We start from the raw sequence: 24,310 nt of genomic DNA on the forward strand, positions 1-24,310 counted from the left end.
AAACAAATTACTAAAAGAATTAATATAGATTATTGGGGGAGTACCTCAGAACTGAATAATAGTTTATATGTAGGGTCATATGGTAGAGGTACAGAAATATTTACTAGTGATATAGACTTAATTGTTAGATTGCCCTTTAAAACTTATGAAAAGTTTAATAATTATTCAAGTAATGGCCAGTCTGCACTACTAAGTGAAGTGAAAGGCATTCTGCAAAAAACTTATGGTACATCTCATATAAAAGGGGATGGCCAAGTTATTGGAATTAATTTTACTGACGGAATTAATTTTGAAATTGTTCCAGCTTTTATCAATGTCAATAAAAGTTATACCTATGGAGATTCCAATGGAGGTGGAAATTGGAAAACTACAGATCCTAGAAGTGAGATTGAAGCACTAAATACACTTAATAAAAATACAAATAAAAATCTTAAAAGGTTATGTAGAATGATTAGAGCTTGGAAGAACCACTGTAATGTCCAAATGAGTGGTATTTTAATTGATACTTTGGCTTATAAGTTCCTGAGTGACTGGGATTATAGAGATAAATCTTTTTTATATTATGATTTTATGAGTAGAGATTTTTTTAAGTATTTGAAAGAAATAGATGAATCCAAAACATATTGGTTAGCTCCAGGAAGTAATCGTTATGTTAGAAAAAACGGTAATTTCAAGTATAAAGCCACGCAAGCTTATAATAAATCCCTAGAAGCAATTTCTAAGGAGAATATGAACCATACAGCAAAACAAAAATGGAGAGAGATCTATGGAACGAGATTCCCCAACTAGCCAGGGTTATAAATTAGAATCCCAAATTAGAGAAGCGTATGGTAGAGTCACTTATTCACAGACTTGTCACGACAAAAAAATCGCGAGGCTCTTAAAACTAAATGGAAATATTAAACTTTTACAGATTATATTGTCTGCCATGACTACAGGTGGTTTTTTAATAATTCTCCTTTCAAATGAAAAAGCCGCAGGTATAGTTGGAGCAGTTTCGTCTCTTGTATTATTGATTTTAAATACGTACGCAAAGAACTACAATTTGGTAGAAATATCACAAGAGCATCAAAGAGCTTCAGGTTTACTTTGGAAGATAAGAGAAGAATATGTGTCCTTACTTACAGACTTTGAGGTTCTAACTATGGAAGATATAATGAGTAAACGTGATGAGTTACAAGAGAGAACATATGAAGTCTATGGGAATTCTCCAAGGACAGATAAGAAAAGTTATTTAGATGCTCAGAAATCATTAAAAACCGAAGAGGAACAAACCTTTTCTGAGAAAGAGATAGATATGATGTTACCTAATTCTGTAAGGAGAAGTAATAGGGGAAATGGGCAATAGCCGGTCGGTTGCCTGAGAAAAAGTATGACATACTCAATGACATACTTTTTCTCATTATTCTTCATAGTTTATTATAGGAGATTTTGTACTCTACAACTTATATAGTTGCCGTAGTAAAGGATAATTGTTGTTATTAAGTTTTTATTACTTGGGCGAATCCATGGGCGGCATGATGTAATAACGCTCAAACCACTTATGTAATAGGTTTTTTTCTGCATTACAAATAAGTTTTGACTGGATTTTTCTATAAAAAGTTTGAAACACACAAAAAAGTCTGGCTGGAAACTCTTCAAGTAATGTATAAATAGTTAGTAATTAAAGGACTACTTCCTAAATAAAGGAGGTAGTCCTTTTTTGCTTTTAAAATTTGCATTTCAGGTTTTTTAGAAGACCGTAAATTCTAGCCAACAGAAAAAATAGCAAATATTATTTAAATCTAAAGTCCCCATAGCCGAATGGTTTATACATTCAAGAATCCCAGGTGTGGAAAGGGACTAATGCACACTTCTGTTCCTGATAGTTCTTTTATTAGTTTTTTGTTCAAAGTAAAGAATGTATAACTTTTGACAATACTACAGCCCTTGATGATGTGGTATTGTACCTGTATGGAGACGAATATTTTACGACGAATTTTCTTTGATGAACATCAACATTGGGAAGCCTTTAAGAACAAATATGGAGCTAAGATCCGCCCAGTCGTGCAAAAGAAAGTGGAGAAGTTTCGAGATTGTGGAAATTTTAAAAAGGGTTTTAAGCTTTTAGTATAGGAATAGACACACTAAACATACTGTAATACGAATTGAGGTGACCGAGTGGAGCGTACAGAGGACCTGATTGAATTATGTTTATTAATGGGGAAGATCATGCAACAAAATGGAGCGGAAACCTATCGTGTGGAAGATACGATGACGCGGATTGCCCAATCTTTCGGACGGGATGAATCCCAAAGTTATGTAACACCTACTGGGATTATGTTTACGATTAGCCCTGGTGCCCATGCAAAATTAGTAAGAGTTTCGGCACGAGAGACAAATCTCGAGAAAGTGAACCTTGCGAATAATGTCTCCAGAAAGATCGCAAGTGGGGAAATGTCTACTCACGTAGCGTATAAAGAGCTCAGAAAGATTGAAACCAGTCCTACAGACTATTCCATGCTCATGCAAATCATCTCTGCCACGTTAGCGAGTGGTTTCTTTACTATCATGTTTCAGGGGAGCTGGTACGATTTCCTGCCAGCCTGCTTAGCAGGAGGACTGGGGTTTATTGCATTGATTAACTTTATTCGATTATTTGAAATTAAATTCGTTGCTGAATTCGTTGCTTCGTTGTTGATCGGTTTTACAGCCTTCTCCCTTTTTTCATTCGGTATTGGGAAGGAAGTTGATAAGATCGTTGTCGGTTCAATCATGCCGTTGGTCCCTGGTCTGCTCATCACCAACGCTGTAAGAGATTTGATGGCAGGTCATCTTATCTCAGGACTCGCCAAGGGGGCGGAGGCTTTTTTAACGGCTTTTGCAATTGGGGCAGGTATTGCTGTTATGTTTGCACTATTTTAGAGATCGTGAGGAATGACTATGTGGATTGAATATGCCATAGCAAGCTTTTTTGCATCAGCTGCCTTTGGAATCATCTATCAGGCGCCAAGAAATACGCTCGTCAAATGTGGTCTCGTCGGCATGGTTGGTTGGATGATTTACGCATTCTTAGTATGGAAAGAAGTCGACAGTGTCCCGGCTACACTCATCGCCTCCTTTGTTATTGCCTTGGTCAGCCAGACGCTGGCAAGGAGATTCAAAACGCCTATGATTATATTTAGCGTACCAGGGATTATTCCTCTCGTACCAGGAAGTCTCGCTTATGACGCGATGCGGAACTTTGTACAAAATGACTACAGCGCCGCTATCTCTATTGCAGCGAAAGCTTTTATGATATCCGGTGCCATTGCATTTGGGCTCGTGTTCTCGGAAGTGCTTAACCAGATTATAAAAAAGGTGAAACAGACAAAAGCGCAAGTGAGGTAATAGGTGACTCTCACTTGCGCTTTTGTTTGTCTTTATAATCCACTGGATTAATCCTTGTTTTGGCATTCAGCTATAAAGTCATTTCCCGTGATATAAAGGGCTGTAGGGCCTTGTGTAAGGACTTCTACTGTCATGGAAGTGGCTATATACGTTTTCCCTACACCAGTTGGGACTAGGAGGATAATATTCCCATGATGTATGTATCGCCCGGTTAGAACTTCTTTAATACGCTTTTCATCAATACTTGGTTGAAAAGCAAAATCAAAATCGCCCTACAACTCAAACAGTACTCTATGTTCTAGATTTTACTGAAGATGAATTCTATGATGAAAAGTTTTTGGAACTCCTCCATCGAATTGAAGGTGTCGCTATGTACGAAAAAGTTCCATTAGGAAAAAAGCGAGATTTAAAACCGAGACGCGAAATTAATTCCCCTTCTAAAAATGAAAAAGACTTTTTAAGAATACTGGATTACCGACTTCAAGAAAAGTAAGGGATATAGGTAAGGATAGGTTTCTGTCTGAAAGTTATGAAGAAATTCAAAGTTTGTTTGTCGCACTTCTTAATCACATGAAAAAAAGCTCTCAAACTTTGAATTTGTCACCAAACAAATTAGCAATAAGAAACATATATTCAAACTGTATGTCAACGGACAACAAAAAATAGGAATTAAGATATAGGGAGGTGGCCACTTCGATGCCCCGCCGTATTCAGCTATTGAGATATTATCATTACAGCAAGTAAGTAATTCCAACTGTCCTAAGGGAGATGGTAGACGGTAGTGGACCATACGATGCACATAACGAAAGACGCCCCAAGAGTCTAATCGACGCTTGGGACGTGGATAAGGCGTGTTCGCTATTGTTCTTCTAATGCATTCTCTTTAACGTATATAGAGACGGTAGCGCTTTTCACACGGAACTGCCCGAAGCCGTCCTTTGTAATTTTTACGCGTGAGGGATGGTTACCTGTAAGGTCTATCCAGATTTGTCCAGCGAGTTTTTTTCCGACATACATGCGTTTTTTTCCATCATCACCATTACTCATGACTACGGCACACCCTGATCCTGGAAAGTCCGAGACGCCTTTTCGTACCCAGCCAATCGTATTTCCATGATCAAAATAGTCTTTTTGGTCACCGTATGCGTAATGATATCTTGCATCCAAGATCGGATCAATCATATCTTTTTTACCTTGGATCGGATTTTCACCATTTATACCAATGTAGTCTCCGTAAAATACGCATGGATAACCATCTTTACGAAGGAGGATGAGGGCATATGCCAAAGGTTTGAACCAGTCTTCCACCCAGGACTCCAAGGCTTCTTGAGGCTGCGAATCATGATTATCAACAAATGTCACTGCGTTCGTTGGATGAGTCCCAACAAGGGTGTCTTCAAAAATCTTACTTAAATCATAATTACGACCAGCCAGCGAAGCTTCGTGAAAGTGATAATGAAGACCTACATCAAATAAATCAATTTCGTAATCTACATAGTTTAAGAAGTTTTGACATGCTTCCAGGTCTGGGTTCCAAAACTCACCGACAAAATAAAAATCTTTTCCAAATTTCAAACGCATGGTATGAACAAAAACAGAGATGAATTTATGATTAATATGTTTAATCGCATCTATTCGAAGACCGTCGCATGTGGTTGTGTTAACAAACCATTCACCCCAATAAAGCATTTCTGCTTGTACGGCTGGATGATGGTAATCAATGTTAGCAAACATGAGATAATCATAGTTTCCAAATTCATTATCGACATGACTATTCCAGCGTTTATTGTCTCCCAATATTTGATAAATACCAATTCTATCTTCGTTGGCATCATAGTCCGTGCCGTTAAAATGGTGATAGGACCATTTAAAGGAGGAGTGTTTGCCATTTCGTGCAGGGAATGAAAACTTTGTCCATCCATCGATTTCAAAGGGCTCAGAGACAACTCTATATCGATCATTAGGATCTACTTCGATCACTTCAAAGCGCTCCGTATCATCGGCACCGGCTTTATGATTCATGACAACATCTGAGTAAACTTGAATTCCTACATTTTTACAAGCGGCTATGCCTTCTAAGAGTTCTTGCTTCGTTCCGTATTTCGTTCGAACTGTACCCTTTTGATCAAACTCGCCTAAGTCGTAACCATCATATATTCCGTAGCCATTATCTTCCTGGCTTATACCCTTTGTTGCGGGTGGGATCCATAAAGCATCGATGCCATGCTCTTTTAATTCACCTGCTAGCAGCGCTAGACGATTCCAGTGGTCACCGTCGTTTGCCAAGTGCCATTCAAAAAATTGCATCATCGTGTGATTACGCTCCATAGTATCTTCCTCATTTCACTAATTTCTGTCTCTCTCATTTCCACTTATATGGCGTTTCCTTATACTCATAATAATTGGGACAATTTGAAAATAATAAATGAGCGTGAGAACGCCATCGATTCAATGGGAGTTCGTGAGGACATTATTTGGAAAATAATGCGCGGTAATTTTACACTTAATCCTCTGTCTAAAGCGCGCTCATATATTTCCTTAAGGGATCTCCGTATCCTATTCAAAATGTCCAGTACCTATAATGTGTTTACCAACCTTGGACATCATGAGAAATCGGCCTGCCTTTTATGAAGTAGCTAACAGCTCTTCTTCGACAGCTGCATTTATTTAATCTGCTTAACCATTTATATGTCTCGAGGAGGAAGCGATAAACTCATCGTCAAATCCTTGCAAGAGCTTAATGTCTCCGTCTATTAAAGGTTCTATGGTGAAAAGTACTCCTGAAGGGCAGATCTATCGGTACCATAATGATGACAAAGTGCCGATTGAACACCCTAGCATATATGAAGGACAGAGGTTGCATTTTCCTCTGCCCAATCCATAATAATCCCTTCCCAATATTGGATTTTTTCAAACTGGAAGTGCTCAATGATTCGAAAGTTGCGGTTTTCAGAAGCGTAATGTCCACTTGTAAGAGCGAGTTCCCAATATTTTTGAATTGTTTCTCCGTTGTCATTTATATTTCAGTGTCTGAAAGCTGACCGATAAGAAGGGTTTGAGAACAATTTGACTGGATATTGACTGGTTTAAAATCGTCTACTAAATTTAAAGCCTCTCAAGAGTTCATAAACTTTTGAGAGACTTTTCTTTTGGCTCTAAAATATGGCACTACAATAGTTGGGTCTTAGAAAATTATTATTAAATATAATGGACCTGGTAGCGATCGAAATTCTGTTCTGGGGAAGTGGAGAAGGAAAATTCATCAAAGAGAAGATGTCCATATGCTATAATGGGACAAAAAAGAGGAAGGGATATTATGGGATGCCCTGCAGATTTACGAGAGCAAATTTTAGAACAACTAAAATCGATTTTGAATGAACAACTCAACAAGGAAAAAGCGCGTGTTTACTTATTTGGTTCCTGGGCCCGACAGGAAGAAAAACATAGCTCGGATATCGATATCGCTATCGAATCCCACTCCCCAATCTCTCCTTTTAAATGGAATAAACTGATCGAGCAAATAGAAGAGTCTACCATTCCTTACAAGGTAGATGTGGTGGATTTACATGATGCCAAAGCATCTTTAATCCAACAAGTGAAAAAGGAGGGGATTTTATGGAAAGATTACGCCAACGATTAGAAGCAGCAGAAAAAGCGTTGGCTGCCTTTGAAAAGCTAGCCAACCTTAAAAACCTGAATGATGTGGAACGAGATGCAGCGATTCAACGATTTGAATTCTCTTTCGAGGCTAGTTGGAAAGCGGCGAAGCAGTATTTGTATGACGTAGAAGGGGTGGATGCCGGCTCTCCAAAGGGCGTCATTCGCAGTTGCAGGGAGGTCCACTTATTGGAGGATGAAGAGGCTGTTCTGGCTTTAGAAATGGTAAATGATCGTAATTTGACCGTCCATACCTATAATGTAGAAGTGGCCATTAAAATCCAAAAAAATCTTCCTCAGTATAATAACCTGCTCCATCAGTGGGTTGAACGGATGAATAGTAAGGTGATATAGCCATTAAAACAAAACCCCACACGTGAGCAACTACGTCTAGTTTGTGAACTAAATATAACTTAAACGCTTAAAGAGCATTTCTTTTAGTATGAATACTAGGTGCTGTTTTTGGTGACTGGATTATGACTGGATACTGTTCATAAAGTATTAGAATTTATTGTGTTTAATTAATTTAGTTGCTAAGGAGAACCTTGATATAACAAGGTTCTACAGGGTTTGTTATAGTATATTTAGCTAAGCGAGTGAATGGGCGGCATGATGTAAATACATCATCCACTATTCTATAGAAAGATGACGACAATGCTCGTCATCTTTTTTTGTGGTTCTTTCTTTCTCAAATATACATTATTGTTTTAATCCAATAGCCGTGGAACTTTTCTGTAATCTTTATTTGATTTTTTGAACTCTATAAAAGGGGTATTAGACAAATTAGTGGAATGCATAGAGTGAGAGAGCAAAGAAAGCTTAACAGTTGGAGAATTTATTGGAGGAGGGGCAATGCATGGATAAAAAGATCAGCGAGGCAATTTCCGTATCTACAGACCCGGAACGAATAAATGAAATCATCCAACAAGCGAAGAAAAATAAAGAAGAAATTATTAATAATGAACAGGTCTACTTTGATGAAAGTAAAAACGAACAAACGAAAAAAGAATATTATACGTCTGTTGATTTTTCGGATCCTGCCAACAGCACGGCTATAGAGAAGGTTATGGAAATAATCCAGTCGACACATAACAACTATTTGCGCTACGACCCGAGCTCATACGTTTATCCTTGGGTAGACCTGCGTCCTGATGGCAAGCTGCGGAGCATATATTCAGGAGAGGTAAGAGAGCCGGAGGATGTCATACAAGAAGATTATACTTCTTCCCAAAAACGTGAACAAAAGGTTAGAGCAAACAAAGATGGAGAGAATCTGCTAAAAGTGATGGAAGAGGCCGTTACCGCCTTTAAATACAATTGTGAACATGCCGTTCCTCAATCCTGGTATGACGCACAAGAGCCCATGCGAGGGGATCTGCATCATTTATTTACGTGTGAACCTCTATGTAATTCAATCAGAAGTAATTATCCTTATCATGATTTTTATGATTATCCAGCTGGACAAGAGGCGGAGGTTCTTCGGATTGAAGATCAATGCGGGAAAGCAGAGGACGAGTTATTTGAACCGGAATATGCAAAGGGCACTGTGGCTCGTGCGATGCTTTATTTTTTGCTGAGATATCCGGATGGTTTGGAGAAGAATCATAGAGAAAAAATAGATGTGGATCTTATGCTTGAGTGGCATAGGAATGAACCGCCTGAAGTTTATGAACTGCACCGGAATCAGGCGATTTTTGAACTCCAGGGAAATCGTAATCCGTTTATTGATTATCCAGTTGGGATGGATCGGTTATTCAGTCATAAACAAAGGTCATAACCAACGTTCCGTATAGGATGCCTGCCCCGCAATAATGTAGAGGGGCAGGCATTTTTACATATCGGGGTTCACACAGGTGGCCGGACATTCCTAGTTACCTTCTAAAGCAAACTTTGATACACAGTAAATTTTATCTAACCACCTTCTATACTGACGAGATGGATATTTCCTTTCATATTAGGAAGGACTGCAATAATAAAATCTAACATTTCACCATCTTCAGCACATGATTCGTAATTTTCAGATTGTTTATTACAAATCTCCCTACGAACGTACAACTTTTTTCGATATACTAGAAATATAAGCGAGGGATGAACATGCGAATAAAGTCTCTAATTAGAACCCTTATCCTACTTATGCTGGTGGGGGCTTTCCTAGCAGCGTGTGAAGATATGGAGAAAAATGAAACCGGTTTCTCAAAAGCGGAAAAAGCTGAAGATCAAGTGGTCAATCCTGATCAACCTGGCTGGCAGGTTGATAAATCTTCCATTACCTTTGATTGGTATGTGAATTTTTCTTGGTTTTCAACGCGATGGGGAAACAATGTCGTTTCTGATTATATCACTGAAAAAACAGGAGTTAAGATTAATTTTATCTCCCCAAAGGGCAATGAAAATGAAAAAATAAACACGATGATTGCTTCTGGTTCTCTCCCTGATTTTATTACAATCGGTTGGTGGGAAGATGGAGCGGAAAAGATGATCGAACGGGATCTTGTACTCCCTTTAGATGCGCTTGCTGATGAGTACGATCCATACTTTTTTAAAGTGGCGGATGATTCAAAGTTAGAATGGTATAAGCAGGAAGACGGTCACGTGTATGGGTACCCGAATGCTTCATCGTCACCAGAAGATTTTGATAGATATAAAGATGTGAAGCCATCCAATCAAACGTTTTTAGTACGTAAGGATATGTATGAAGCTTTAGGAAAACCGGATATGAGAACACCTGAAGGGTTTTTGAACGCCTTGAAGAAAGCGGAAGAACGATTCCCTGAAGTGAATGGAGAACCTCTCATTCCTTTGGGGCTTCACGAATTCACTCCCGATGGTAATGATTCTTTAGAAGAACACCTTCAAAACTTTTTAGCGATCCCTATGGAACAGGAAGGGGAAATTTATGATAGGAAAACCGATACTGAGTATATCGAATGGTTAAAGACATTCAGACAAGCCAATGAGATGGGGCTGCTTTCCAAAGATATCTATATTGATAAGCGTGCTCAAATGGAAGAGAAAATTTCGGAAGGCAGATATTTTGCCATGCTTTATCAACGGAGTGATATGGAGGCACAGCAGAAAGAGCTATATGCGAAGGATCCAGATTCCATTTATATAGCGGTGGATGGTCCGGCTAATTCTGATCTTGATGCCCCCACCCTCCCTGCAGATGGAATATCGGGATGGACAGTTACGCTTATATCCAAGGATGTGGAGGATCCTGAACGAGCGATCCGTTTTTTAAGCTATCTCATTAGCGATGAAGGACAGGAGGATGTTTTCTTTGGTAAAAAAGGAGTCACGTGGGATCACGCCAATGGTGAAAAGCAATTTCTCCCTGAGGTGCTGGATCAACTTCAATCTGACCGTGGGTCCTTTGACCAAAAATACGGGGCTTCTTATACGTATTGGATGTTGATGGACACGAATAAATACCTGGAATGGGCCCCGAATCCGGCAGCACCACTTAAACAATCCATAGATTGGACAAAAGGAAAAACCGTCAACTTTAGTGAATTTGAAGGTATTGAACCTACCGGGACATCAGAAGCGGGAATTGCTGCGACTAAGATTGAAGAGGAATGGGGAAGGGTACTGCCGCTGTTATTATTAGCTGAAACTGAAGAAGAATTTGACCAGCTCTTTCAATCCTTCTTAGAAAAGCGTGAGGAATATGGGTTTTCCATAGTGGAACAGCATAGACAAAAGGTTTATGAGGAGAATCAGCAGAAATTAAGCAGGTAGGGTTCATTTACTGGAAGTGGGGAGGGGAAAGGACATGGGTGTGAAGTGGAAGAAAATCTTCAAAAGGATAGGAGGATGGATGAGTCAACTTTCCCTCCATAAAAAATTGGTGGTTCTATATGTAGTGATTATCTTAGTTCCCATTCTGATCTTCACTTGGAATATTTCTAAGAATAGGTTTGAGTCATCGATTTATGATACGAAAAGAGAGAGTGAATATTTAGTAGAACTCGAAAAAATGAACATCGAAGAGAATAAGGAAAAGATTCGTCGGACCGCGCAGATTGTGGTAGCCAATCAAGAGCTTACCGAGTTTATCAGCCAGAAAGAAGAGCAGGAAGTAAAACAGCTTCTCGATTTTAAAAATGAAACGTTCTCTGATGTTTTACAGTTGAAGTACAATAATCCTGCCATTGAAGATATCAATGTTTATGCGGCCAATGATCAGGTGAAAGAAATGTGGCCGCTCATTTATGATGAACGGCGGATCGAGAATTCAGATTGGTTCGGGGAACTTCTCGAATATGAGGGTACAGAGATGTGGAAATTGAATCATCAGGAGGACGTCGCGAGTGAAGGGGAGACTCTTCAGGACCCTCAAAAAATATCCTTATACCGGGAACTGGAATACCCCAAAGATGAGCATTTAGGTCTGATTAAAGTGACGATGCTTTTAGAAAACTTCTTCCCAAAAGTGTTTAATCATGTGGAAAACATGGAGTCGCAGATGTTTGTCCTTGATGCGAATCGTATTCATTTTGAACAATCTCAGTCACTATTGAAGGACATCAAAATGAGTCCAAAGGAATTAAAGGAGAAGTTTGATCAGAAAAATACCGGTGACGTGAATCAAACGATGATGTTCCCAAATGAAGAGGTTCCGTTCCTTATTGTATCTTCCTATGAAGAGGATTTAGGCATCCACCTGATGCATGTGAAATCTCTAGAAAATACTTTCATGGAAAGAGACCAACTTCGAACGATGATCATCCTGGGTGCTCTTTCGCTCATTGTTCTCCTTTCTCTCATCACCCATGGATTAGTCTCGCTCATACTAAAAAAACTCCACCTTCTCATTGAATCTATGAAAAAAGTGGAGAAAGGAGATTTTACTGTTGATGTAGATATCCAGAGTGGTGACGAAATCGGCAGGTTATCCAATCACTATCGAAATATGTTAAGTAAGATTAACACATTAATTGCTGAATCGGTTAATAAAGAAGCGGCCACGAAAGAAGCAGAGTTACATGCTTTGAAGATGCAGATTGACTCACACTTTCTCTATAACACCTTAGAGAATATAAAGATGATGGCTGAGATTGATGGGAAATATGATATTTCTGATGCCTTAACATCATTAGGAGAAATGATGCGCTACAACCTAAAATGGAAGAAAGATTTTGTCTCCTTACAGGAAGAAGTCAATCATATACGAAACTATATTGAGCTGATGAACATACGTTTAGATCATCGTTTAGATTTACAGATTGATATTCCGCCTCATTTGGAAGGGCAGGAGGTGCTGAAGATGACTTTCCAGCCGATTGTGGAGAATTCAGTGAAGCATGGGCTTCAGCATATCCTAAACGAGAGAAAAGGGATCATATCCATACGGGCCTATACAGAAGGAAAGGATATAAAAGTCGTCCTCACAGACAATGGGGACGGGATGGAACCTGGAACCCTTCAAAATTTAAGGGTCTCTTTATCAGAAGGAACAGACACGGCAGAGACATCGAAGCGAATGAAGACAGGAAGTGGCATCGGCCTTTACAACGTACATGAACGTGTACAGTTGTATTATGGTAAGGAATATGGCTTGACTATAAATAGTAAAGAAGGGCATTACACAGAGGTTATAGTCACCATACCTTGTTTAGTCATTAAAGAAGGGGGAGGGTTATCCGCATGATGAAGGTTGTAGTTGTAGATGATGAACGAATGATCCGCTTAGGTATAAAAGCTATGATTGAAAGAAAGTTTACAGAGACGGACATCATGCTTGCATCCGATGGTAAAGAAGCCTTGGAATTATGTCGAAATCATCCGATTGACCTCGTCATCACCGATATAAAAATGCCCCATATGGATGGGATTCAACTCATTGAAAACTTGCAGGGGATCGAAACTCCCCCGTTTGTAATCATTCTGAGCGGTTACGATGATTTTTCGTATGCCAAACAGGCCATTCAATTTCAAGTGATGGACTATTTGCTGAAACCTGTGGATCGTAATGAATTGTTCGCGTTGATTAACAAAGCTAAAGGTAAGCTGGATGCTAAGTTATCCTTGCAGAAAGATGAGGATGAGTATCTGGTCAATCAATTGAATTATATGTTACTCAATCCAAAAATGAATGAAGAAAAAGTGGAAGAAGCTGTTCAGAAGTTTCAGCTCCATCAGTACTCTTCCGGTTTCTATGCTGGGATCTTCCAATGGAAGAGTAACCAAAGCACTCGGCCCAAGGACAATTTCTTTCAACACATCGTGAAGCAGGTTCAGAAGTATGACGATGTTTCTTTATGTTTCGTGGACAGTTATGAAAACCTTGTGGTATTTACCGAATGCCTGGAAGGACTCCATGCGGTTTTTGAAGACAACCCATTCGACATAGCCGATCATATAGGAGTTGGCATGAGCGATAAACATGTTTCCATGGGGAAATTAGTGGAGGCCTATGAACAAGCGAATGAAGCATTAGCTTATCAATTTATCTTTCCTCACCAAAAAATCCTCACATATGAACAAGTGAAGGCAAAAAAAGAAGATAGCACCATGGTGAACAAACCACTGATTCAAAAGATCTTCAATATGTTAGGCACAAATCGTAACGATGAAATCCGCTTATCGTTAGTAAACATCTTTAATATAGAAGTGATGAAAGAATGTAAAATCTCTTGCTTAGAAGAACTAAATGACGCTATTAATAGGGATCTTTTTGATCAGGCTTTTAACCAGATAGGTATGGAATCCATCGAAGTTTTTAAACTTTACGATAAAGTTGGAGATATGTCCAATTTTGAGAACGTGTATGACTATTTTTATGCGGTTGAAAATTTGACGATACGTCTCCATGAATATATGAAAGAAATGAAAAGCGTGTATGCTGGAGAAAATATTTTGGATAAGGCCATTGAATTCATCCATGAAAATGCTCATAAGGATTTGAATATGGCTGTGGTTTCAAACTATGTCTCTTTGAACTACTCTTATTTCAGTCATGCCTTCAAAGACTATACAGGGAATAATTTCGTGGATTACTTGAAGAAGGTTCGGATCGAAAAGGCGAAGAAGTTATTAACTGACTCCAACCATAAAATTTTCGAGGTAAGTGAACGGGTGGGATTCGGTAATTCCAAACAATTTTCGAGAGTTTTTAGAGATTTGGAGGGAGTTTCTCCAAAGGAATACCGAGAAAAATTATATACGGAAAGGACTTTTTCCTGAGTACCCTAGGCTTGTGTTCATAACACAAGCTTTTTTTGTGCTCTTCTTATGGTATAGATCACAACTAATCAAAAAGAGAGTGATAGGTTATATGATTCTTAAAATAAGTCCTATACCCTTTTTTCGACGATTCATTTATAAACCTAAAAATCTGTCACCTTATGTAAAATTCAGTTCATTATATTAAAAGAAGAAGTCTATTACAATAAGTTTGTAAGCGGTTAATCAAACAAGTGGGGAGGGTGAGGGGAAGGTTCCAGCAGTTTTTTGAAGAGAAGTAAGAACGGAAAGCCATATTTTTTTATTTATTGTTGTAAGGGTTTTCATTTCGCTTTTCTCTCTTACGAATCGTGTCTTCGAAGTACAAGAGGTGTTCAAATATGGTAACGATTTACCACATTGCAAAGGCAACAGGATTTTCGCCTGCCACGGTTTCTAAGGTGTTGAACAATTATGAAGATGTCAATTTAAAGACCAAGAAAAAAATCCTGGATGCTGTGGAAGAGCTGGGATATTTGCCAAACTCCCATGCGCGATCTCTAATTACTAAGAAATCATGGATCATTGGTGTCGTTTTTATTGAATCGTTAGGGATTGGCATGAAACACCCATTTTTCAACGCCGTGATTGAAAGTTTCAGGCAGCATGTAGAAGTCCAAGGGTACGATTTGCTTTTTGCTTCAAGAAACATAAGCAACAAACAGAAGAGTTATCTGGATTACTTTAAGTATCGTGGAGTAGATGGTGTTGTGATTGTCAGCTCGACCTATGAAGACGAGCAGGTACAGGAGTTGATCAACAGCAGGCTGCCTTCTGTCGTCATTGATCTGAAGAGTGACAAATCATGTGTGGTCTACTCAGACAACGTTCGCGGTAGTATTGAGGCCGTTCAGTATTTCTACTCTTTGGGACATCGCAAAATTGCTCACATTGCCGGCCACTCATCGACGTTTGCCGGTAAACAACGGTTAAAGGGATATGCAGAGGCTATGAAGAAACTCGAATTGCCGGTGCCTAAGGATTACATTGTGGATGGAGAATTCTTTTCAAGAGAGAGTGGCTATGAAGCCATGAAGAAACTGTTAGTACTGAGAAACCCGCCTTCAGCTATATATGCAGCAGGAGATAACCTGGCTATTGGAGCTATGGAAGCAATACGGGAGGCTGGATTTGGAGTACCGGACGATTATTCGGTCATCGGTTTTGATGATATAGAACTTTCGGAAATGTTTCACCCATCCTTGACCACTCTCCGTCAGCAAACCGAATTGATTGGCGAAAAGTCAGGAGAGCTGCTGCTCCATCAAATCCATACCAGACAGAAAAATGTTGAAAGTGTTGTTGTTCCCGTCGAACTGATGATCAGAAGTTCATGCAGAAGTATTTAATTTTTTTACTCAAAATGGAAACCGGTTTCGTTCCAGTGCACTTTAAAAAATCGAAACCGATTCAGGCCCAAAGAAATCACTGTTTTTATAAATAATTTTTCATATTTATTAGGAGGTAAGATACATGAAACGAATCTTAGGTATGGTCCTTACCCTGGTTTTGCTAGCAGGAGTAATCGCAGGATGTTCAAATTCCGCTTCTTCCGACACGGGTGAAAAGTCAGATGATGTATTGAAAGTTTGGTCCTTTACTGATGAATTGAAGGAGCCAATTAAAACGTTCGAAGAGAAAAATGGAGTCAAAGTAGAGTTAACGATCATTCCAATTGCTGATTATCCTACGAAACTTAAACCGGTTTTGGAAAGTGGAGTTGGTGCACCGGATGTCTTTACTGGTGAAATTGCTTTCTTGAAGCAGTGGATCGAACGTGATTACTGGGAAAACTTATCGGCTGATCCGTATAACGCAGACGAATGGAGCGAAGATTACGTTCCTTACGTTTATGACTTAGGTAAGGATTCAGAAGGAAATGTTAAGGCGTTATCATGGCAGACGACACCAGGCGGTATTTACTATCGTCGCAGTATCGCTAAGGAAGTATTAGGTACAGATGATCCGACAGAAGTCGGGGGCATGATGTCTTCCTGGGACAAGATGTTTGAAGTGGGCGACAAGTTAAAAGCCGAAGGTTATCGCTTATTCCCGGATGAAGGCTCCATTCGCTGGTTCGCTAAGAGTGAAGATCCGCAGCCTTGGGTGAATGAAAATGATGAATTAGTCATGACAGAAGCCAAGTTGAATTATTTTGATCAAGCGAAAAAGCTTCGTGAAAAAGATTACACTGCCTTTGCACCAGAGTGGTCCCCGTCCTGGCTCGCTTCTATGAATGGCCCGATTGCCTATAACGGCGGATGGGATGAAGTGGATGAAAATGCGTCAGGAGAAAAAACGGAAGTATTCTCTTATGCTCTTCCGACATGGGGCTTACACAGTGTCCTTAAACTGAATGCAGAAGATACGGCTGGTGATTGGGCCGTTACAACAGGTCCATCCCCTTATTTCTGGGGTGGAACGTGGTTAGGTATTTACAGTGGTTCTGAGAAGAAGGACCTGGCTTGGGATTTCGTGAAAATGATGACCCATGATGAAGAGTTCTTAACAGATTGGGCGAAAGATACAGGGGATCTCCTGTCTTACCTTCCTGTTACCAACAAGATCAAAGGTGACTTCAGTGAGGAATTCCTAGGTGGGCAAAACAACTATGAATTCTTCTTAGAAGAAGCGAAGAAAATTGAACCTGGGATCGTGACAGAGTATGATCAGCAGATTGATACGCTGCTTGGTTCAAAAGTTACGGAATATGTAGACGGTAAATTGACCAAAGAAGAAGCAATTCAAGAATTTTACAAAGCCGTTGAAAATGCATATCCAAATATAAAAACACCGAAATAAATAATAAAAGGATAGAAACCTAGTGTTTCTATCCCCTCTTTCTTTCATCCTTCGTTTCAGTCACGAAAGGGGATAGAAAGAGAAGGAAGCGAGTCTGCCATCTCCTTCATGGGGGTAGGCTTGTCTTCTTTCCAGCCTAAAAGGAAGAAGGTGTACATGGTGAAGAAATTAGATCATAAAGGCTATTATTTTATCGCTCCATTCTTTGTCATTTTCCTTGTATTTAATATTTACCCTGTTCTTTTAACTTTTTACTATACATTTACTCACTATGAAGGGTATGGGGCACCGGAGTTTATCGGTTTAGCCAACTATGCCCGGATCCTGACAGACACTTATTTTCTAGAAGCGTTTGTAAACACATGGAAAATATGGGGGCTGAACTTTGCTCTTCAATTGGGAATTGCCTTGTTTTTAGCTGCCTTATTCTCAGATCTTCGTTTTCGTATTAAGGGCCTTGGGTTCTTTCGGGCGATCTTTTATCTGCCGAACTTAATTACGATCAGTTCCGTTGCGATCTTATTTAACATTATGCTTGATTGGCATTACGGTTCGATCAACCAATTCTTATTAAAAATTGGATTGATTGGTGAGCCGATTAACTGGCTGAACCAGCCATTTACAGCTCAAGTATCCGTTTCCCTGATCTTGACGTGGATGTGGTTTGGTTACACCTTTATCGTTTTAATGGCAGGGGTATCCGGTATTTCCAAAGAGTATTATGAGGCAGCTTTGATTGATGGGGCGAACCGGATGCAGACGTTCATGTATATTACGCTGCCATTGCTGAAACCGATTATGCTGTATGTCATGATCACTTCTCTTATCGGTGGGCTGCAATTGTTTGACTTACCGATGCTCTTGACGGATGGTCTCGGAAATCCTGATGGCGCTTTAAATACGATGGTTTTGTATCTTTATAATCAAGCGTTCCGATACAACAATTACGGTTATGCAGCAACGATTGCTTATATGTTGTTCTTGATTACGGTGGTCTTCTCTGCCATCACCTTTAAATCCATGTACCGGGAAGCCAGTGGGGAAAAAGCTGTGGCTAAAGCGGAGAAACGTAAAAGCAAAGCTGCGAAGAAGAGAGGGAATGTGAATGTTCAAGAAAAAGTTGCTAAACAAAACACTTATATATAGTCTCTTAACTCTATTAGCGATTATCAGCTTTGTACCATTTTACATGATGATTATTAATGCCACACGAGAGACAAAGGACATCATCATGGGGTTTTCCTTTATTCCGGGCAGTGAACTGGTGGAAAACTATAAAAATATGATGAGTTACGTCAATATTTGGGCCGGATTTAAAAACAGTCTATTCGTCTCTATTACGGTTACTATATTGAGTGGGTATTTTTCGGCATTAACAGCTTTTGGGTTCGCCGTGTATGACTTCAAAGGGAAAAATAAACTATTTATCTTTATGCTTTTGATGATGATGGTCCCAGGGCAGTTAGGGCTTATTGGTTTCTATGAGTTGAACAAGACACTTGGGTTCTTAGATACCTTTATCCCGCTGATCGTCCCTGCAATAGCCAGTCCGTTTGTTGTGTTTTTCTTAAGGCAGTATCTTGCATCCACCCTGCATACTTCTTTGCTGGAAGCGGCCCGTATGGATGGAGCTGGTGAACTGAAAATCTTCCATACCATCGCTCTTCCAATCATGATGCCTGCGGTGGCAACGATGTCCATTTTTACGTTCATTGGTTCATGGAACAACTATATTCTACCTTTGGTTGTTATTTTCTCGCCGGAAAAGTACACCTTACCAGTCTTAATGGGCTTCTTGAAGGGATCGCAGGTAGCGCAAAATCTGGGATCAATGTATCTCGGGATCGCCATTTCTGTTGTTCCGATTATGATTGCGTTCCTATTCTTCTCTAAATATATTATTACGAGTATTTCCGCTGGATCTGTGAAAGGGTAAAGCGTCCGATCCTTTCAGACGAATCCGGGGTGCTGAACCTATTCATGAAAATCAATAGAAGTATGACCCATACCGAAATCGATTTCGTCATGTTTCGTTTAGGAAAATAAGGAGGAGGGTGCGAAACTTTCTCCTTATTTTCCTATGCAGGGGCTGAATCAATAGTTTAGAAAGAGGTGCTGATGCATGGTGAATTATGCATTTAATGATAAAAAGTATTTTGTAATTGAAGACTTTGATCAGGCTAAGACGTTCTCAAGCTTTTTACCTGGGCTGGCTGGTTTGTACGGGGTACCTATGTGGGCCTTCTATGTGAATAGAGGCCAAGGGATGGTGAGCTTTGGAGTCCAGGATAAAAGCAATGCGATTACAGAATTTTACCCAGCCAATCAGGCTTATGAGCGTGTGTCGACGAATGGTTTTCGTACCTTCATTAAAGTTCAACGCAATAATGATTCCTTTTTATTTGAACCTTTTAATGATGGTTTGAAGGGAAAAGGGAAGCGTACGATGTTCATCAAGGAAAATGAATTGATTGTAAAGGAACGTCATGAAGAATACGGCATTCAAACGACGGTCACCTATTTCACATTGCCGCATGAAAATTATGCATCTCTTATACGGAAAGTGGAAGTAGAGAATATTTCTGAAGAGCAATTAAGCATTGAAGTTGTAGATGGCCTGCCTGCCATTCTGCCATTCGGGATTGAAGATGCTGCCTATAAAGCAGTTGGAAACACCTTGAAAAGCTGGATGGATGTGTTCAATTTACATAATCACATCCCTTACTACCGTGTCCGCTCTTCAACGGGGGATACAGCTGAAGTAGAGGAGATAACCAAAGGACATTTTTATGCCAGCTTTGCCGAAGATGGCTCCTTATTAAAGCCGATTGTGGATGCTTCGATTCTCTTTGGTGAGAATACGTCCCTACGCTTTCCAGATCGGTTTGAATCTCACGCTGTTTCTGAACTTTTACAGAAGGAACAGATAACGGCAAATAAAGTGCCGTGTGGTTTTTCAGCTTATGCCGTCCAGCTTTCTCCTCATCAATCATCCGTTTTACGAACGATGATCGGGCATGTCAATGACCTTGATATTATTCAAGAGAAGCGGGAGGAAGTGTCTTCTGCTGGGTATTTTGATGAAAAGTACAAGGAAGCTCAACGTCTGGTAGAAGAATTGACAAGTGATATTCAAACCAAAACCGGTAACGAATTGTTTGATGGTTATACGAAGCAAAGTTACTTAGATAATGTGCTGCGTGGCGGATACCCGGTTTTATTAGAAAATGAGAAAGATCCATTTCTTTATTATGTCTATTCAAGGAAACACGGGGACCTTGAAAGAGATTATAATTTCTTTTCCGTGTCACCGGAATTCTTCTCTCAAGGGAACGGAAACTTTAGGGATGTGAATCAAAACCGACGGAATGATATATTCTTCAATCCGGAAGTGGGCGACTACAATATCAAACTGTTTATGAGTTTAGTACAGGCGGACGGGTATAACCCATTAGTGGTGAAAGGGTCATATTTTGAGCTTATTGAGAAAGAAAACCTATCATGGTTGGAAACCCTGTTCACCCGTGAGGAAGACGTCAATGATATGAAGAAACAGTTGGAAGGTGCGTTCACACCAGGAGTTATTGTGCAGTCGATTGTTGACCGAAACCTATGTTTAACCGTCTCGCCTGGAGAATTTTTACGTACCGTACTTTCTCATAGTGAACAGGAAATTGATGCAGAGTTTGGAGAAGGATACTGGATCGATCATTGGACCTATAATTTGGATTTAATTAAGAACTTCCTTAAAGTATTTCCAGACCAAAAGCAAACCCTGTTATTTAAGGATCGTTCTTATCGTTACTTTTACAGTCCTGTCCTTATAAAACCTCGTTCGGAAAAATATGTATTGTCCGATGAGAAGGTTCGGCAGTATGGGGCCGTTACAGAATTGCAAGAGCCTAAGGCTGATCACTGGCTGAAGACAAAGGACGGCGATTTGTATCAAAGTACGTTATTTTCAAAATTGTTTTCCTTAGCCCTTCTTAAATTCGCAACCTTAGATCCTTATGGTATGGGGATTGAAATGGAAGCGAATAAGCCGGGATGGAATGATTCCATGAATGGACTGCCGGGTATTTTTGGTTCAGGGATGAGTGAAACCGTAGAATTGAAACGGCTGCTGCAATTTATCATGGAGTGTGAAATTGAAGAAGAGACGATCTTGCCTGTTGAGGTCTTTACTTTGGTACAGGAAGTAAAAACGGCATTACATCAAAATCTTACCTCCTTTGAATATTGGGATGCCGTTTCTACAGCAAGAGAGTCCTATCGAACCGTCATTAAAGACGGACTGGATGGAAGAGAAGAAGTTCTAACAGCTGCTGATGTTCAGGAAATCCTTCAACTCTTTATGGCGAAAGTAGATGCTGGTATTGAAAAAGCGAAAGAATTAGGGAGCGGATTAATTCCGACCTACTTCTATTATGAAGCTTCAAAATATGAAGTGAGGCGGGATGAGGAAGGGCAAGTGATGAGGAACGAAAAAGACGATCTTCTTGTGAATGTTCAATCCTTTGATGTTCATGTGCTTCCTCACTTCTTAGAAGGACCGGCAAGGGCATTAAAAGGAATGAGCGCTGAAACAGCAGCCGAACTTCATCAGTCTGTTCGACAATCCAACCTTTACGATCAAAAACTACACATGTATAAAACATCCACTTCATTAGATGAAATGAGTTATGAAGTGGGCAGAGCGAGAGCCTTTACCCCTGGATGGCTTGAGCGGGAATCTGTGTTTATGCATATGGAGTTCAAGTATTTATTAAGCTTACTGAATGCTGGTTTATATGAAGACTTTTTCAAAGATTTAAAGGCTGCACTTCCTCCATTTATGGATCCTTCTGTTTATGGAAGAAGTACGTTAGAGAACTCATCGTTTATTGCAAGTAGTGTCAATCCTGACGAAAGTATGCATGGGAGGGGATTCGTAGCCCGTTTAAGCGGCACAACGGCAGAGTTTTTATCCACGTGGCAGTTGATGATGACCGGAAAAGAAATGTTTGTAGTAGAAGACAGTGAATTAACCTTAAAGCTCCAACCTCTTCTACCAGAATGGCTGTTTGATGAACAGAATCAACTGACTTTTACATTCCTCGGAGAGATTGAAGTGACTTATTATAATCAAAACCGAAAGCCAACCTATGGAGACAAAGGAGCATCTATTGTTCAGTATATACTTCACGATGAAGAAGGATCGATCGTCATTGACGGGAAGAAAATCCAAGGTGAATGGGCTGAGAAAGTTCGAGACCGAGCGTTTAAGAAAATGGAGATCACTTTAAAATAAGCCATTCCTCCCTGACCATCTGGATATTCATGAGATAGACGGGGAGGGATTAGGTAAAGAATGAAGCATCGTTAAAGAAGTGAATTGGAGGAGGGTTAAGAACGTGAAATTGATTCAAACCATTAAAGATACAAATGACCGTCTTGCTGAAAAAGAGGAGCTTTCCTTTACCGAGCACGGACTAGAAGAAGGAGCGCCAGCGATAACCATCCTTCCTGAAGAACGTTATCAGACCGTTATGGGATTCGGGGGTGCTTTTACAGAGGCGGCTGCCTATACTTTGTCGCAAATCTCTGAAGAAAAACGGGTGGAGGTGATCGAGAGCTACTTTCATCCATCTAAGGGATTAGGTTATTCTCTTGGTAGGACGCATATACATAGCTGTGACTTTTCTCTGGGTAACTATACGTATGTGGAAGAAGATGATCAGGAACTGCGTACGTTCTCCATTGAACGGGAACATAAATATGTCATCCCTATGATTAAGGATGCAAGGAAGGTGAGAGGGGAAAACTTAACTCTTTTATCTTCTCCATGGAGTCCTCCCGCATGGATGAAAACGAATAAAGAGATGAATCATGGTGGACAACTTTTACCCGAATATCGTGAGGTATGGGCGCGTTACTATGCGAAGTATATTGATGCCATGGAGGATTCAGGTGTGCCAATTTGGGGGGTAACCGTTCAAAATGAACCAGACGCCACCCAGGTGTGGGATTCCTGCCGCTATTCAGCTGAAGAGGAACGCGATTTTGTTCGGGATTATTTAGGACCAACATTGGAAGTAGAAGGGCTTGGGGATAAAAAAATCGTCGTTTGGGATCATAACCGTGATGTGGCTTATGAAAGAGCGAAAACAATCCTTTCCGACCCTGAAGCGGCTAAATATGTATGGGGAACAGGCTTACACTGGTATGTAAGTGAAGAGTTCGAAAATTTAACGAAAATCCACGAAGATTTCCCGGATAAACATATAATTTTCACAGAAGGTTGTATCGAAGGCGGTGTTCAGCTGGGTGCTTGGCATACAGGAGAACGTTATGGGCGAAACATTATGGGGGATTTAAATAATTGGCTGGAAGGCTGGATCGACTGGAACCTTGTCCTGAATGAAGAAGGCGGCCCAAACCATGTAGGGAATTATTGTGACGCGCCCGTGATTGTGGATACTTATAAGAACGAGCTTCATTATAATAGTTCTTATTATTATATTGGTCACTTTAGTAAGTTCATTAAGCCAAATGCCGTTAGAATTAAGCATCAAATGGATCACCACTCCCTCCAAGGTGTCGCTTTTCAAAATGAGGATGACTCCATTGTACTTGTAGTTATGAATGAAACAGATGAAGCGGAAGAGGTAAGTGTAGTGTTAAATGGTAAGTCTTGTCCTGTAACGTTTGCGCCTCATTCGATTTATTCGCTTGTTATTTAAGGGTCCAAGGCTCTACCGTTTGATTTTACTAGTTAATAAAAACCATGCGCTCCGATGATTCAGCGGAGCGCATGGTTTTTTTATGGATCTCTTTCTTTTTTAGAACCGCCTTCTCTTTCTTCAGCAATATCACCAATAGTAAGAAAGGCTTCTTCTCCATGTTCTTATTTGCGTTTTGCTTCTTCGATACAGATAATGACACAATAAATCATTTAATTTTCATCAAGATTTAAATCGGTTTGTACAACCATGGAAAGCGCTCTTCAATGAAATAATCCTGCCTTATCCTTTCAATAAGTTTTGTATAATGAAATGCGATTATATGAGTTTCGCGGGGGCATCCATGAAGTGCATAAATGAACTCAAAGTTGGAATCTCAAGGAAAAAAGTGCCTGCCCTCACTTCGTTAAAGTGTTACCACAGTGGAACAGGCGTTTTTTCATTTCTTGATGTCCGGCACCGAAATGGAAAATAACTAATTTAATATATAATAAAAAAAGCCCCTGCTAAGCATTGATATACTTACCAGGAAC

Annotated in this window: 18 protein-coding genes and 2 pseudogenes; 17 read left to right on the top strand and 3 right to left on the bottom strand. The window is 39.9% G+C overall.

Features of this window, described 5'->3' with window-relative positions:
- The 5 genes and pseudogenes from DYE48_RS19640 to DYE48_RS19660 all read left to right on the top strand — a co-directional run.
- A partial coding sequence (locus DYE48_RS19640; RefSeq protein ID WP_147299301.1) for an SMODS domain-containing nucleotidyltransferase occupies positions 1-789 on the top strand: 789 nt, incomplete at its 5' end.
- Positions 767-1,348, top strand: coding sequence for an SLATT domain-containing protein (locus DYE48_RS19645; protein ID WP_115825024.1), 582 nt, complete (start codon positions 767-769; stop codon positions 1,346-1,348). The genes DYE48_RS19640 and DYE48_RS19645, both read left to right, overlap by 23 nt.
- A 605-nt stretch (positions 1,349-1,953) precedes the next feature.
- Positions 1,954-2,112, top strand: a pseudogene (locus DYE48_RS21615) (IS91 family transposase); the annotation flags it as partial.
- Between the two features lie 48 nt (positions 2,113-2,160).
- Positions 2,161-2,904, top strand: coding sequence for a threonine/serine exporter family protein (locus DYE48_RS19655; protein ID WP_208639673.1), 744 nt, complete (start codon positions 2,161-2,163; stop codon positions 2,902-2,904).
- Positions 2,905-2,922: 18 nt separating this feature from the next.
- Positions 2,923-3,369, top strand: a complete 447-nt coding sequence (locus tag DYE48_RS19660; RefSeq protein WP_115825025.1) for a threonine/serine exporter family protein — start codon at positions 2,923-2,925, stop codon at positions 3,367-3,369.
- A gap of 47 nt (positions 3,370-3,416) precedes the next feature.
- On the opposite strand, the pseudogene DYE48_RS21620 reads toward DYE48_RS19660, so the two are convergent.
- The 3 genes and pseudogenes from DYE48_RS21620 to DYE48_RS21625 form a co-directional block, all read right to left on the bottom strand.
- Positions 3,417-3,626: pseudogene (locus DYE48_RS21620) on the bottom strand (ATP-binding protein); the annotation flags it as partial.
- Between the two features lie 601 nt (positions 3,627-4,227).
- The gene (locus DYE48_RS19675; RefSeq protein WP_115825028.1) at positions 4,228-5,697 is read right to left on the bottom strand and encodes an alpha-amylase; all 1,470 of its coding nucleotides are present in this window, start codon (positions 5,695-5,697) and stop codon (positions 4,228-4,230) included.
- A gap of 34 nt (positions 5,698-5,731) precedes the next feature.
- On the bottom strand, positions 5,732-5,821 hold the full coding sequence (locus DYE48_RS21625) for a homoserine O-succinyltransferase (RefSeq protein WP_115825029.1): 90 nt from the start codon (positions 5,819-5,821) through the stop codon (positions 5,732-5,734).
- A gap of 864 nt (positions 5,822-6,685) precedes the next feature.
- Between DYE48_RS21625 and DYE48_RS19690 the strand changes: the two genes are divergently transcribed.
- From DYE48_RS19690 to DYE48_RS19745, 12 genes are all read left to right on the top strand, one after another.
- Positions 6,686-7,009, top strand: coding sequence for a nucleotidyltransferase family protein (locus tag DYE48_RS19690; RefSeq protein ID WP_167449560.1), 324 nt, complete (start codon positions 6,686-6,688; stop codon positions 7,007-7,009).
- Positions 6,985-7,380, top strand: coding sequence for an HI0074 family nucleotidyltransferase substrate-binding subunit (locus DYE48_RS19695; RefSeq protein WP_115825031.1), 396 nt, complete (start codon positions 6,985-6,987; stop codon positions 7,378-7,380). The genes DYE48_RS19690 and DYE48_RS19695 overlap by 25 nt, the downstream gene beginning before the upstream one ends.
- Positions 7,381-7,882: 502 nt before the next feature.
- Positions 7,883-8,803 (top strand): endonuclease I family protein, encoded by a 921-nt coding sequence (locus DYE48_RS19700; protein WP_115825032.1) that lies wholly within the window; start codon positions 7,883-7,885, stop codon positions 8,801-8,803.
- A gap of 317 nt (positions 8,804-9,120) precedes the next feature.
- Positions 9,121-10,767: an extracellular solute-binding protein gene (locus tag DYE48_RS19705; RefSeq protein WP_115825033.1), complete on the top strand. Its 1,647-nt coding sequence runs from the start codon at positions 9,121-9,123 to the stop codon at positions 10,765-10,767.
- A 79-nt stretch (positions 10,768-10,846) separates the two neighbouring features.
- The gene (locus tag DYE48_RS19710) at positions 10,847-12,679 is read left to right on the top strand and encodes a sensor histidine kinase (protein ID WP_167449561.1); all 1,833 of its coding nucleotides are present in this window, start codon (positions 10,847-10,849) and stop codon (positions 12,677-12,679) included.
- Complete coding sequence (locus DYE48_RS19715; protein WP_115825035.1) at positions 12,676-14,214, top strand: response regulator transcription factor; 1,539 nt, start codon at positions 12,676-12,678, stop codon at positions 14,212-14,214. The genes DYE48_RS19710 and DYE48_RS19715 overlap by 4 nt, the downstream gene beginning before the upstream one ends.
- A gap of 380 nt (positions 14,215-14,594) precedes the next feature.
- Entirely contained in the window at positions 14,595-15,602 is a 1,008-nt protein-coding gene (locus DYE48_RS19720; protein ID WP_115825036.1) for a LacI family DNA-binding transcriptional regulator, read from the top strand.
- Between the two features lie 124 nt (positions 15,603-15,726).
- A complete protein-coding gene (locus DYE48_RS19725; RefSeq protein WP_115825037.1) occupies positions 15,727-17,055 on the top strand; it encodes an ABC transporter substrate-binding protein in 1,329 nt (442 codons plus the stop codon).
- A gap of 159 nt (positions 17,056-17,214) precedes the next feature.
- Complete coding sequence (locus DYE48_RS19730) at positions 17,215-18,201, top strand: carbohydrate ABC transporter permease (RefSeq protein WP_115825043.1); 987 nt, start codon at positions 17,215-17,217, stop codon at positions 18,199-18,201.
- Positions 18,161-18,991, top strand: coding sequence for a carbohydrate ABC transporter permease (locus DYE48_RS19735; protein ID WP_115825038.1), 831 nt, complete (start codon positions 18,161-18,163; stop codon positions 18,989-18,991). Before DYE48_RS19730 ends, DYE48_RS19735 begins: the two co-directional genes overlap by 41 nt.
- A gap of 186 nt (positions 18,992-19,177) precedes the next feature.
- On the top strand, positions 19,178-22,345 hold the full coding sequence (locus tag DYE48_RS19740; protein WP_115825039.1) for a cellobiose phosphorylase: 3,168 nt from the start codon (positions 19,178-19,180) through the stop codon (positions 22,343-22,345).
- A 103-nt stretch (positions 22,346-22,448) separates the two neighbouring features.
- Positions 22,449-23,777: a glycoside hydrolase family 30 protein gene (locus DYE48_RS19745; protein ID WP_244199490.1), complete on the top strand. Its 1,329-nt coding sequence runs from the start codon at positions 22,449-22,451 to the stop codon at positions 23,775-23,777.
- Positions 23,778-24,310: the final 533 nt, after the last annotated feature.

The organism is Halobacillus trueperi (genome assembly GCF_003386945.1).
In the GTDB taxonomy this organism is placed as follows: Bacteria; Bacillota; Bacilli; order Bacillales; family Halobacillaceae; genus Halobacillus; species Halobacillus aidingensis.